This window comes from Streptomyces sp. NPDC005963 (genome assembly GCF_040638655.1).
In the GTDB taxonomy this organism is placed as follows: Bacteria; Actinomycetota; Actinomycetes; order Streptomycetales; family Streptomycetaceae; genus Streptomyces.
In genome coordinates this window covers 33,986-45,820 of sequence record NZ_JBEXVD010000012.1, presented here as the reverse complement: position 1 = coordinate 45,820, position 11,835 = coordinate 33,986, and the positions used below count along the sequence as shown (strand labels likewise).

The following is an 11,835-nucleotide window of genomic DNA, read 5'->3' as shown; positions in this document are numbered from 1 at the left end:
GCGGCCCCGGGGCGCCTGAGCCAGCCGCTCGGGGCGCCCCGAACGACGTGCCGTCCCCAGGGGGACACGGCACCTCCCCGAGCGGGGCGGGCCGCGACGACGGCACCGGTCGATCGACGGCCCTCGGCACGACCGTTGCCGTTCCGTTCGGGGTTCGTTCGCCGTGATGTCCTGCTCTGTGCCGTGCTCGTACGCCGTGGCGTCCCGTGCTCGTCCGCCGTGAGGTCCGGTACTTGTTCGCCGTGACGGCGTCCGCCGCGCCCAAACCGCCCGTATTGGGTGGTTTTCTCCTTGATCACACGTATCGTCACCCCATGCCCACGCCATACGGTTCCCGCGGCGGCATGGCCTTCAGCGCAGACGAGCTGCGTGTGCTCCGACGCGCCCTCGCCGTCGCCCTCCATCCCACCCCCCTGTCCGACGAGGACGTCCGGGAGTGTCTGCGTCTGGCGGAATCCGTCGACGAGGCGGTGTTCGAGGCCGGACGGCTGCACGCCTTCCTCCTCGCCGACCTGACCCGCTACCGCGCAGCGCTCCCCGGCTCCCTGACCGGCTATCTGGAACTCCTCCAGGACGCCCTCGCCGCCGGCTACGACCCGTGCCCGGACGACCTCGCGGCCCTGAGGGCCCTGCGCGGCACACCGGTGGTCGCGGCCGTCCTCGAACGCTGCCGGTCACTGGCCGAGCAGTCGGTCCGGGCCAGGCTCCAGCGGCGGACCGCCCCCGCCCCGCGTGCGCGGCTGCTGGCACTGCCCGGCGGCCGGGCGGCCGATGAGCGGGATCCCGATGCGAAGCCGGAGCCGCGCCCCCAGCCGAGGCCCGCCCCGACCAGGCCCGAGGAGCCCACCCCCGGCGAGCGTCCGGTGCCCAAGCCCTCCGAGGTCTTCCCGCCGCGCCGCCGCCCGGCGCCCCCACCGGAGGAACGTGCGGCGGGGTAGTTACTCTGGGAGGCATGGACTACGTATCCGCGCTGGTGCCTCCCGTGGTGATGGCCGCTCTCTTCACCGCCCTGATCGTGACGATCGTCAAGAGTCAGGGCGGTCCGAACAAGGCCAAGGAGGACGCGATCGTGGACGCCACGATCGCCCGCGCCGAAGCGACCCGTCAGGGCGGCGGGGAAAACTGACTCGGGAGTAAATCCCCGGGGTGCAGGACGTGCGACACACTCGGTGTGAGTCGTACGTCCTTTTTGTTACGTCATTACCGGTTATTCCGACTTCCCCCACTATGGTGAGAATGTGCCCCGCCAATTGGGAGAGCTCGAAGATGCCGTCATGACACGGGTCTGGCAATGGAACCGGCCGGTCACCGTCCGGGAAGTCCTGGAAGACCTCCAACAGGATCGCTCCATCGCGTACACGACCGTCATGACGGTAATGGACAATCTCCATCAGAAGGGCTGGGTGCGCAGGGAAGTCGAAGGCCGCGCCTATCGATATACGGCCGTCTCCACTCGGGCCGCGTACTCCGCGGCCTTGATGAACGAGGCGTGGTCCAAGAGCGACAACCCCGCCGCCGCACTCGTGGCCTTCTTCGGCATGATGTCGCCCGAACAGCGGGAAGCGCTGCAAGCGGCCGTCCGCATGGTTCAGGGCGAACCGGTCCCGAACACCGCCGGGCAAGACGACTCGACCGAAGAAGGGGTTGCATCTCCCGAAGCTGAAGCGGAAGCCGAAGCGGGAGTCGAAGCGGAAGACACAGTTCGCGGGGATGACTCCGATTTGGTCGAAGGCGGTGTTCCGGCCGTTGTTGACCCAGATCTCGCCGAAGACCCAGTTCCCGGTGAGGGTCCCCTTCTCGACCAAGACGCAGTTCACGGCGACCATCCCGCCGACGGCCGGACATCGTCGGGGCGATAGCGTCGATGCATGTCTAATGCAGCGGCAAATGCCATCACCGTCAGACGCGCCAGGACCGGCGATGTGGGTGCGGTCCGCCGACTGCTGGATCCGTACGTGAGTGAAGGCATCCTGCTCGACAAAGCGACAGTGACTCTTTACGAAGCCATCCAGGAGTTCTGGGTTGCAGAACGGGACGAAGACGGTACTGTCGTCGGCTGCGGCGCTCTCCATGTGATGTGGGAAGACCTCGCAGAAGTCCGCACACTTGCGGTCGATCCCCTCTACAAGGGCACCGGCATCGGCCATCAGGTGCTCGACAAACTGCTGCACACAGCGCGCTGGCTGGGGGTGCGTCGGGTTTTCTGCCTCACCTTCGAAGTGGACTTCTTCGGCAAGCACGGGTTCGTCGAGATCGGTGAGACGCCGGTCGCCGGAGATGTCTACGCCGAGCTGCTGCGTTCCTATGACGAGGGTGTAGCCGAGTTCCTCGGGCTCGAACGCGTGAAGCCGAACACCTTGGGCAACAGCCGGATGCTTCTGCACCTGTGATCACCACTTGCCGGGAGCTCTATGTCCGAATCGCGCATGTTTCCCGTCTTCTTGAGGATCTGAACCTCTGCCAAGGGTTTGTGTTTTCCAGGGAAAAGCGGTTTCCTTTCCGCGTACTGCATTTTCGATGAAAGGAAATCCGGTGGCACAGAAGGTTCAGGTCCTTCTTGTCGACGACCTCGACGGCGGCGAGGCGGACGAGACCGTGACGTTCGCTCTCGATGGCAAGACCTACGAGATCGACCTCACCACCGCCAATGCGGACAAGCTCCGCGGGCTGCTTGACCCGTATGCCAAGAGCGGGCGGCGCACGGGTGGCCGCGCTGCTTCGGGTCGCGGTAAGGGCCGTGCGGCGGCGAGTGGGAACAAGGACACCGCGGAAATCCGCGCGTGGGCCAAGGCGAACGGCTACGAGGTGAACGACCGGGGTCGAGTCCCCGCCACGGTCCGCGAGGCGTACGAGAAGGCCAACGGCTGAGTAGCGTCTGTCTTAATCGGCCAGGTATTCGCAGGCCGCGTATTCGTGCGCGCTCGTTCCCGCGGCCGTGCGCATATTCGTACCGAGCAAACGGATGCGGTGGCACTCGGAGGCGACCGCATCGAGGAGACGGACGAGATCGGGGCCCCCGCCCCGACCTGTTCCGGCCCCGCGCCCCAGGGGGTGCAGGGTCGGAAGTGTCGGTTCCACCTCACACCCCGGCACGGGGGGCCGCAGCCAGACGGCGGCCTCCCGAGAGCCGGTCCTGCCTGGTGGGGGTGGGGCGCTCAGGCGTCCGCCCGCACCGACGGCGGTCAGATCCAAGGTGATCCCGCCCCATTCCAGCCAGTCGAGCAGCCCTGGAAGCTCTTCAGCGCTCCCCGCGGCCACCAGTAGCTGCATTCGGTCCCTCGTCGGCCCGGAGAGCGCCACGGGCCCGTTCAGCTGCATCTGGTCGAGCACCGCAGCCCCGGCCGCCGCCGGCACGTGCAGCACGTCGAAGCGCACCCCGGTCCTCAGCCATACGCGGGGCGCCTGGCGCCCGTGGTCGCCGGGGGTGACGAGGCAAGGAGGGGCGTTGCGACACGAGACGGCTTCCTGGCCATCGCCCGTGACTTCCGGAGCGCTCGGGCCCGAGGTCGTCGCCCAGCCCAGTTCCGTCTCGTACCAGCGCGCCCACGCCCCCTCGCTCTCGGGCGGCGGGGCGTCCTCGCGGGGGGTGCGGGGCGCCGGAACGGTGAAAGTCATGTCCCGGGAACTCTCGATCCATCCCGGGAGTTACGCAGAGTGCACATTGCATTGCTCAGAGTGTCGGGGATGTGGGTGTTCGGGGGCATTCGAGCGCACGACGTTGTTCGCCCGTAGCGGAGGGAACCGGTGTGCGCCGCATGGACTGTCAGTGCTTACGGGTAAGACATCCCTAGTGGGAAGGGGCGACACGCTCGCAGGCGGCGCTTACGTTCGCCATCGGCGTAGTGATGGTGAGGGTAACTGCCTGGCCTGCGGGAACATCGTCTCGCACCATCGGGTTGGAGCAGTTGTCGGCGTTCAGGGGTCAGGAGGCCACAGACGGGTGTCGGCAGTTGGAATGAGCGGTCCCCGCTTGCGGGACTAAGCTGCGGAAGGACAGGGAGGGGACCGACCCCTTACTGCCTGACCGCTCTGAGGAGCGATTAACGATGTTCGAGAGGTTCACCGACCGCGCGCGGCGGGTTGTCGTCCTGGCTCAGGAAGAAGCCCGGATGCTCAACCACAACTACATCGGCACCGAGCACATCCTCCTGGGCCTTATCCACGAGGGTGAGGGTGTCGCCGCTAAGGCCCTGGAGAGCCTCGGGATTTCGCTCGAGGCGGTCCGCCAGCAGGTGGAGGAGATCATCGGTCAGGGCCAGCAGGCCCCGTCCGGGCACATCCCCTTCACCCCCCGTGCCAAGAAGGTCCTGGAGCTGTCGCTCCGCGAGGCCCTTCAGCTGGGCCACAACTACATCGGCACGGAGCACATCCTGCTCGGCCTGATCCGCGAGGGCGAAGGCGTCGCAGCCCAGGTCCTCGTGAAGCTGGGTGCCGACCTGAATCGAGTGCGGCAACAGGTCATCCAGCTGCTCTCCGGCTACTCGGGAAGCAAGGAAGCCGCCACTGCCGGCGGCCCGGCCGAGGGCACGCCCTCGACCTCGCTCGTCCTGGACCAGTTCGGCCGCAATCTCACCCAGGCCGCGCGGGAGTCCAAGCTCGACCCGGTCATCGGGCGCGAGAAGGAGATCGAGCGGGTCATGCAGGTGCTGTCCCGCCGCACCAAGAACAACCCCGTGCTCATCGGCGAGCCCGGCGTCGGCAAGACCGCCGTCGTCGAGGGCCTGGCCCAGGCCATCGTCAAGGGCGAGGTGCCCGAGACCCTCAAGGACAAGCACCTCTACACCCTGGACCTCGGTGCCCTGGTCGCGGGCTCCCGCTACCGCGGTGACTTCGAGGAGCGCCTGAAGAAGGTCCTCAAGGAGATCCGCACCCGCGGCGACATCATCCTGTTCATCGACGAGCTGCACACGCTCGTCGGAGCGGGTGCAGCCGAGGGCGCGATCGACGCGGCCAGCATCCTCAAGCCGATGCTCGCCCGTGGTGAACTCCAGACCATCGGTGCCACCACGCTCGACGAGTACCGCAAGCACCTGGAGAAGGACGCGGCGCTGGAGCGCCGTTTCCAGCCCATCCAGGTCGCGGAGCCGTCGCTGCCGCACACCATCGAGATCCTCAAGGGCCTGCGGGACCGCTACGAGGCCCACCACCGCGTCTCCATCACGGACGAGGCCCTCGTCCAGGCCGCGACCCTGGCGGACCGGTACATCTCGGACCGCTTCCTGCCGGACAAGGCGATCGACCTGATCGACGAGGCCGGCTCCCGGATGCGCATCCGTCGGATGACCGCACCGCCAGACCTCCGCGAGTTCGACGAGAAGATCGCCGGAGTCCGCCGCGACAAGGAGTCGGCCATCGACTCCCAGGACTTCGAGAAGGCGGCTTCCCTCCGCGACAAGGAGAAGCAGCTCCTCGCTGCCAAGGCCAAGCGCGAAAAGGAATGGAAGGCCGGCGACATGGACGTCGTCGCCGAGGTCGACGGCGAGCTCATCGCCGAAGTCCTCGCCACCGCGACGGGCATTCCGGTCTTCAAGCTGACCGAGGAAGAGTCCTCGCGACTGCTGCGCATGGAAGACGAGCTGCACAAGCGCGTCATCGGCCAGAAGGACGCCATCAAGGCGCTCTCCCAGGCCATTCGCCGTACGCGAGCGGGTCTGAAGGACCCGAAGCGTCCCGGTGGCTCGTTCATCTTCGCCGGCCCGTCCGGTGTCGGTAAGACCGAGCTCTCCAAGACGCTCGCCGAATTCCTCTTCGGTGACGAGGACGCCCTGATCTCCCTCGACATGTCGGAGTTCAGCGAGAAGCACACGGTTTCCCGTCTCTTCGGTTCTCCGCCCGGATACGTGGGATACGAAGAGGGCGGTCAGCTCACCGAGAAGGTGCGCCGGAAGCCGTTCTCGGTCGTCCTCTTCGACGAGGTCGAGAAGGCCCACCCCGATATCTTCAATTCCCTTCTCCAGATCCTGGAAGACGGTCGTCTGACCGACTCCCAGGGCAGGGTCGTGGACTTCAAGAACACGGTCATCATCATGACGACCAACCTCGGGACCCGGGACATCTCCAAGGGATTCAACCTCGGCTTTGCCGCGCAGGGCGACGTGAAGTCGAACTACGAGCGGATGAAGGTCAAGGTCAACGAGGAGCTGAAGCAGCACTTCCGGCCCGAGTTCCTGAACCGTGTCGATGACACGGTCGTCTTCCACCAGCTCACCGAGGAAGACATCATCCAGATCGTCGACCTCATGGTCGCCAAGGTGGATGAGCGGCTCAAGGACCGTGACATGGGTCTGGAGCTGAGCGCCACGGCCAAGTCGCTGTTGGCGAAGAAGGGCTATGACCCGGTGCTGGGTGCCCGGCCGCTGCGTCGGACCATTCAGCGCGAGATCGAGGACGTGCTGTCGGAGAAGATCCTCTTCGGCGAACTGCGCCCCGGTCACATCGTGGTCGTGGACACCGAGGGCGAGGGTGAAGAGAAGAAGTTCACCTTCCGCGGTGAGGAGAAGTCCGCACTGCCGGACGTTCCGCCGATCGAGCAGGCGGCGGGCGGTGCCGGACCGAACCTCTCCAAGGAGGCGTAGCCTCCGCGAGGTGCCGTCAGGCTGAAGAAGGGGCTGCCCCGGACTCCGTACTCATGCGTACGGGCCGGGGCAGCCCCTTTTCGCGGTACCGGCGGGCAGCCGCCCGAAATCGACAACGTCGCCCACTACTGCACCGAATCTCCGACTCAGGTCACTGGGGGAGGGCGGGTCTCGGCTGGGAAGCGGCGGGTCCGGAGCCGACGGTGGGGGTGGCAACGACCAGCCGGCCAGCGAGCGCGGCCCTCCCGGTGAGCCGGTGCTCCGGCACTCCGTTGACATGCACCTTCAGCCAGGGCACCGCGGAGAGCGGTGACAGGTCCAGGTTTCCGGCCGGCGAGACCAGCGGACCGTCCAGGAGGAGCTTTCGCAGCCCGGGAATCCGGGCCAGCACCGTGAGGTCCATCGTGTGCACTCGGACCCCGGACAGGTGCAGTTCTGTGAGCGAGGTCATCGAGGACAGCGCTGTGAGGTCCGAGAGTTGCGGGCACAGCAGCACCGAGAGTCGCGTCAGCGTGCTCGCGCAGCCACGGAGGGCCGTCAGGTCGGTGAGCAGGGGGTTGTCGTCCACGGTGAGGGAGTGCAACCGGGAGGGGGCGAGGGCCTCGGAGAGCGCCATGGGTGAAATGACCCCCGCCACCCTGATGTAGCGGGCGTGCGGCAGCATCCGTAGCTGCGCGAGTTGGGCCTCGGTGGTCAGGACCAGGCTGATGTTGGCCAGATCCAGCCGGGCCAGGACTTCGCTCGCATACTCGTCGGGGGGAAACCGCGACCAGTCACGGGTGAGGACGTACTCGCCGCGTGGGTCGCCCTGGGCGGCGAGTGCGAGCCGGCGGGCGTAGGGGACGGCTGCGCTCGTGCCGATGAGGCCGATCAGGTCGGCGAACTGCTCCCGCTCCCCGGTGCTGAGTTCCTCGGGGTCGGGGAGGAGGGGCAGGACGTAGCTGCCGAGCCGGGCCAGTTGGTGGAGGTCGCTCAGGCTGGTGGGCGGCAGTACGGAGAGGATCGCGTCGTGGACCCGGTCGTGCGTCAACTGGTCCAGCCAGGCCGCGTGCTGGGCGCAGAGTGCGGCGAGGACGTTGAGGTCCCTGCGACCCGAGCCCTGGGCTCCGCGTTGTCTGCCGGCGGTCAGCAGCCCGGTGACCAGGACCGGCAGTTCGCGTCGGGAGCAGTGCCCGGCGGCCAGCAGCAGCACGTCGTGCCACTCCTGTTCGGGCGCGTGGCGCAGGAGTTCATTGAGCTGGTCGCCCTCGATGAACTCCTTGGCGGCCAGGAAGTCCTGGAAGGTGCGATGGGTGAACTGGAACGAGCCGTCGGCCCGCTCCTGGAGGAGGCCGCTGCGGTTGAGGAGATGGGTGAGGATCTGTTCCGGCGTGCCCTGCTGACGGACCTGGGGCATTCCGCCGAGGGCCCGTTCGAGTTGGCGCAGCGCCTGTTCACGGCTGAACTCGGTCTGTCCGCCGCGTACCAGCCACACCGCGATGCGTTGCAGGAGCTGTTGGTTCTCCTCGACGGTCAGGGTGATGCCCTCGGGGGTGCCGACCTTGCGGCGTTTGTCCCGCTGTCCCAGCAGCATGTCCAGCGCCGAGCGGTAGAGCGCCCAGCGGCTCTCCGGGAGGAAGCCCTGGCGCAGTCGGTGGAGCGCACAGATGACGGCGCACAGCAGTGGCGTACGGGCCAGGTTCCGGAGCGCGGGATTGAGGGTGAACTGTTGGAGGAGGCCGCGTTCCAGCTCGTCCAGGCCCTGTGCGTCGCCGTCGTCGAGCCGGGCCGCCCGGTGCCAGGCGGTGGTGAACGCCTCGATGTCCTTGTCGCGCAGGGGGAGCAGGCTCAGCTCCTCGAAGCCTTCGGAAGCGAGCCAGTCGGGTGCGACGGCGAGCGGGCGTACGGTCACCAGGCATCGGGTGAGGGGGTAGCGCCGCAGCAGCCGCGAGAGCCAGCGGTGGGCTTCTTCCCTGTCGTCCTGGGGCACTTCGTCGAGCCCGTCGACGAGGAGCAGTCCGCGGCCCTCCGTGAGGACTCGTCCGGCCCAGCCGGTGGGAGCGTCGTCGATCATCAGCCGGGACACCCCGGCGAGTTGTGAGGGGGAGGGGAAGCCGTCGCCCTGGGCGCGCAGGGTGCGCAGGGGGACGACGAAAGGCACCAGCCCGTTGAGCTCGGCGAGCCGCTCGTCGAGCGTTCCCGCGGCGGCGTGGGCGGCCAACCACCAGATCAGCGTGGTCTTTCCGGCTCCTGCGTCTCCGCGTAGGAGGACCCGGGAGCGGGTGCCGAGCAGTTCCTCGATCTGCTGGGGTCTGGTGCCGTGCTCCTCGCGGGGCGTCGGGTGCTGCCAGTAGTCGCGCGGCACGGTCGGGCCGTCGGACCGCCGTCGGGGGGCGCGGACGCGGGGGCGGGCCTCCAGGCTCATATAGGCGGTGTCGAGGTCCCATTCGGCGTCCTGCCTGCTGAGTTCGTCCAGTCCGAAGATCTTCGTCTTCCGGTACTCCGCGCTGAGGGCCTCCCCGTACTCCTCCTCGAAGCGGGTGTCGTCGGAGTGCGCCTGGTGAAGTCGTTCCACGCGGGGCGGGACGAGGGTGTCGGAGCGGCGGGCGAACCAGGCCAGTAGGTCGGGGTTGGTGAAGACGAGCCCTGCCGGTACGCACTCCACCCGAAGGTGGTTGCGGCCCCGCGGGACCTCCTTGACGATCCCGAGCAGCGTGTCGCCCGAGTAGACGGGACTGCCGGAGAGCCCGGCTAGGGGTGACGGCCCTTCGGGCGGTTCGGCGACGGGCGGGTGGTCGAACGCGAAGGTCATCGTCTTGCGGATGATCCCGGCGAGGGGCAGGAGGGTCCCGGTGTACTGGTCGGTGTCGACCTTCTTCCCGTCGTAGCGCTGGATGGCGGGGAAGCCGACGATCTCGCAGTGGGGGAGCGGCCGGTCGGAGCCGACCTCTCCGATCGGTACGGGGGTTTCCTTGATCAACCAGTTGGCCGCCGTCATCAGCGTTTTGGGGCTCTGGAGCAGTGCCGCGTCGAGGTGCGGGTCGGACCAGACGACCTGGCAGTGCAGCATTCCCGCACGTCCGGGCACCGCCACCGCGGCGGTGTGCGCGGAGCCGACCACATGGGCGCAGGTGAGGACGGTGGTCGCGCTGATGACGGCGCCGCTGCCCTGGCACTGTCCGAAGACAACCACGGCGCGGCGCCCGGATGAGGCGCGGCGCGGGCTCATGGGCGCCCGGCGGGCCCGGCCGTGCCGAAGTCATCGGTGCCGAAGTCGCCCGTGCCGAAGTCGGAGGTGTCGGCGGCCTCGTCATGGCCGACCAGCCAACTCCCGCCGGTCCGTGCGTTCTTCGGGGTGAGGGTGAAGGACACGCGGTGGGTGTGTCCGGTGGACCTGGTGGTGTCGCCGCCCGCCTCCAGGACCCAAGCCTTCGCCTTCAGTCCGCCGCTGCGGTCCTTGCGGAGCTCGATGGTGAACTCCATTTCGATGTCTCCCACTTCGAATAGGACCGGCTTGCCGGTGGCCCGCCCGGCTGCGTCGACCAGCTGTTCCCGGACGGCTTCGATCGCATCCGCGAGCTCGATGGCGGTTTCGTTGGGGTGGGTGTCGCTCATGGCCCGGACGGTACCCAGGCGGGGCCCGGGCCATGAGGGATTCAACAGAACTTCGGCTTGCGCCAGGAGCATTCCTGGTCAGTGGCCGGCTCGGTGGTGCGGGTGAGCGCCGGAGTGACCGACGGGACTGATTCCGTGGTCGTATCGGTACGGGCGAGAGTGACCACGATGGCGTCTTCGATGCTCTTCACCGAGGACGCCAGATAGTTGTTGAGGACGATGCTGAAGACGAGCTCGCGCCCCTTCGCGTCCGTGACGTACCCGGAGAGCGCCGAAGCTCCCGTCAGGGAACCGGTCTTGGCCCGGGCGTTGAGAGCGGCGGGGGTGTTGCACATCCGGGTGCGGAGCGTACCTCCGGCGGCCCGGTCGGGGCCGCAGGCCAGCGGCAGGGAGGCGTACCAGTCGGCGTACCAGGAGGCGTCGCGCACCGAGAGCAGGAGGGCGGCGAACTGTTCGGCGGGGAAGAGGTTCATCCGGGACAGGCCCGAGCCGTCCACTTGCCGCAGGGCGCCGGTGGTGACGCCTTCCGCACGCAGTCGGGTGGCGATCGCGGCGAGCCCGGCGCTCCAGGTGCCGCGTCCCGCCGTTTCGTACCCCATGGTCTTGGTCAGGGCTTCCGCGTGCATGTTGTTGGACAGCTTCATGAACGGGTGCATGAGCTCCCGCAGGGGCATGGAGCGGTGCGAGGAGATCGGTTGCGCGGCGTTGGGGGTTGCGCGGCCGAGTCGGGTGCTCTCGGTGACCTTGACGCCGTGGCGGGCGAGGGCGTCGTGAAAGACGGCCGCGGCGTAGCCGGTGGGTTCCCAGACGGTCACCCACTCCTGGGTGGCACCGGCCCCGAGCGGTGCGTTCCCGCTGACGGTGATCGTGTTGTTGCCGTGGCGGCGCTGTACAGACCGGGTGTCGGACCCGCCGGCGGCGACCGTGGTGCCGCTGATGTCCAGCTTCACGTAGGCGGTCTTCGGCTCCACGGTCACCTTGGGCTTGTCGCCGGCCTTCGCGCCGGGGACGACTTTGACGATGACCGTCCCGGAGTCGTAGTCGGTGTCGGGGGCGACGGTGAGTGCCGAGGTCTGGGCGGAGTAGTACGAGGACTGGTCGTCGGCGGCCCAGGAGCGGCCGAGGCGCTGGGTGTCGAAGCGGGTGTCGTCGGCGATGAGCCGGCCGGTGACTTTGGTGATTCCGGCGGCGGCGACAGCGGCGGCGAGCTTGTCGTAGTCCTTGGCGAGGGTGGTGGGGTCGCCGCCGCCGCGGAGGTACAGGTCGCCCTTGAGTGTGGAGCCGTCGCGGGTGCCGTGGGCGAGGACGTCGGTCGAGAACCGGTACTGGGGGCCGAGGACCCCGAAGGCGGCGACGGAGGTGGCGATCTTGGTGTTGGAGGCGGGCATCAGCCGGTCCCCGCCGGCGCGTTGGTAGAGCCGTTCACCGGTGTCGGCGTCGGCGATCACCACACTGGCGGCGCCTCCGTCGAGCCGGGCGTCGGCCAGGAGGGTGTCGATGGCCCCCTTGAGGCCGCTGCGGGAGGTGCCGGCCCCGGCGGGGCTGCTGAAGGTGAGGGTGGTGAGGGCGAGCGCGGTGGTCAGGACGCAGGCGAGCCCGGTGAGGAGCGGGCGGACGCGAGGGGTGCGACGATCGGTGCCCATCACGGATCTGGTCATGCCAGGAG

Annotated in this window: 10 protein-coding genes; 6 read left to right on the top strand and 4 right to left on the bottom strand. The window is 68.2% G+C overall.

Going from position 1 to position 11,835, the window contains the following annotated elements:
• The first annotated feature begins 344 nt into the window (after positions 1-344).
• The 5 genes from ABZ348_RS18130 to ABZ348_RS18110 all read left to right on the top strand — a co-directional run bounded on the left by ABZ348_RS18130 (position 345) and on the right by ABZ348_RS18110 (position 2,868).
• Positions 345-938: a hypothetical protein gene (locus ABZ348_RS18130; RefSeq protein WP_358934301.1), complete on the top strand. Its 594-nt coding sequence runs from the start codon at positions 345-347 to the stop codon at positions 936-938.
• A 14-nt stretch (positions 939-952) separates the two neighbouring features.
• On the top strand, positions 953-1,126 hold the full coding sequence (locus ABZ348_RS18125; RefSeq protein ID WP_358934115.1) for a hypothetical protein: 174 nt from the start codon (positions 953-955) through the stop codon (positions 1,124-1,126).
• A gap of 124 nt (positions 1,127-1,250) precedes the next feature.
• Positions 1,251-1,859 (top strand): BlaI/MecI/CopY family transcriptional regulator, encoded by a 609-nt coding sequence (locus ABZ348_RS18120; RefSeq protein WP_358934299.1) that lies wholly within the window; start codon positions 1,251-1,253, stop codon positions 1,857-1,859.
• Positions 1,860-1,868: 9 nt separating this feature from the next.
• Positions 1,869-2,390 carry an amino-acid N-acetyltransferase gene (locus ABZ348_RS18115; RefSeq protein ID WP_358934113.1) on the top strand — a complete coding sequence of 174 codons (522 nt, stop codon included), beginning with the start codon at positions 1,869-1,871 and terminating at the stop codon, positions 2,388-2,390.
• A gap of 142 nt (positions 2,391-2,532) precedes the next feature.
• A complete protein-coding gene (locus ABZ348_RS18110) occupies positions 2,533-2,868 on the top strand; it encodes an Lsr2 family protein (protein ID WP_329021813.1) in 336 nt (111 codons plus the stop codon).
• A gap of 12 nt (positions 2,869-2,880) precedes the next feature.
• Here the strand turns inward: ABZ348_RS18110 and ABZ348_RS18105 are convergent, their stop codons facing one another.
• Positions 2,881-3,615: an SCO3374 family protein gene (locus tag ABZ348_RS18105; RefSeq protein WP_358934111.1), complete on the bottom strand. Its 735-nt coding sequence runs from the start codon at positions 3,613-3,615 to the stop codon at positions 2,881-2,883.
• A 431-nt stretch (positions 3,616-4,046) separates the two neighbouring features.
• On the opposite strand from ABZ348_RS18105, the gene ABZ348_RS18100 reads away from it, so the two are divergent.
• Positions 4,047-6,575 (top strand): ATP-dependent Clp protease ATP-binding subunit, encoded by a 2,529-nt coding sequence (locus tag ABZ348_RS18100; RefSeq protein ID WP_358934109.1) that lies wholly within the window; start codon positions 4,047-4,049, stop codon positions 6,573-6,575.
• Positions 6,576-6,726: 151 nt separating this feature from the next.
• On the opposite strand, the gene ABZ348_RS18095 is transcribed toward ABZ348_RS18100, so the two are convergent.
• The 3 genes from ABZ348_RS18095 to dacB are packed head-to-tail and all read right to left on the bottom strand — an operon-like array spanning position 6,727 to position 11,827.
• The gene (locus tag ABZ348_RS18095) at positions 6,727-9,783 is read right to left on the bottom strand and encodes an NACHT domain-containing protein (protein WP_358934107.1); all 3,057 of its coding nucleotides are present in this window, start codon (positions 9,781-9,783) and stop codon (positions 6,727-6,729) included.
• Positions 9,780-10,169: a trypco2 family protein gene (locus ABZ348_RS18090; RefSeq protein WP_358934105.1), complete on the bottom strand. Its 390-nt coding sequence runs from the start codon at positions 10,167-10,169 to the stop codon at positions 9,780-9,782. Before ABZ348_RS18090 ends, ABZ348_RS18095 begins: the two co-directional genes overlap by 4 nt.
• Positions 10,170-10,210: 41 nt before the next feature.
• Positions 10,211-11,827 carry a D-alanyl-D-alanine carboxypeptidase/D-alanyl-D-alanine-endopeptidase gene (gene dacB / locus ABZ348_RS18085; RefSeq protein ID WP_358934104.1) on the bottom strand — a complete coding sequence of 539 codons (1,617 nt, stop codon included), beginning with the start codon at positions 11,825-11,827 and terminating at the stop codon, positions 10,211-10,213.
• Between the last annotated feature and the right edge of the window lie 8 nt (positions 11,828-11,835).

What these genes read in the sequence shown, in the direction of transcription:
- ABZ348_RS18125 (WP_358934115.1), top strand. Translation starts at nt 953, where the DNA reads ATGGACTACGTATCCGCGCTGGTGCCTCCCGTGGTGATGGCCGCTCTC.
- ABZ348_RS18105 (WP_358934111.1), bottom strand. Translation starts at nt 3,615, where the DNA reads ATGACTTTCACCGTTCCGGCGCCCCGCACCCCCCGCGAGGACGCCCCG.
- ABZ348_RS18100 (WP_358934109.1), top strand. Translation starts at nt 4,047, where the DNA reads ATGTTCGAGAGGTTCACCGACCGCGCGCGGCGGGTTGTCGTCCTGGCT.
- dacB (WP_358934104.1), bottom strand. Translation starts at nt 11,827, where the DNA reads ATGACCAGATCCGTGATGGGCACCGATCGTCGCACCCCTCGCGTCCGC.
- ABZ348_RS18090 (WP_358934105.1), bottom strand. Translation starts at nt 10,169, where the DNA reads ATGAGCGACACCCACCCCAACGAAACCGCCATCGAGCTCGCGGATGCG.
- ABZ348_RS18115 (WP_358934113.1), top strand. Translation starts at nt 1,869, where the DNA reads ATGTCTAATGCAGCGGCAAATGCCATCACCGTCAGACGCGCCAGGACC.
- ABZ348_RS18130 (WP_358934301.1), top strand. Translation starts at nt 345, where the DNA reads ATGGCCTTCAGCGCAGACGAGCTGCGTGTGCTCCGACGCGCCCTCGCC.
- ABZ348_RS18095 (WP_358934107.1), bottom strand. Translation starts at nt 9,783, where the DNA reads ATGAGCCCGCGCCGCGCCTCATCCGGGCGCCGCGCCGTGGTTGTCTTC.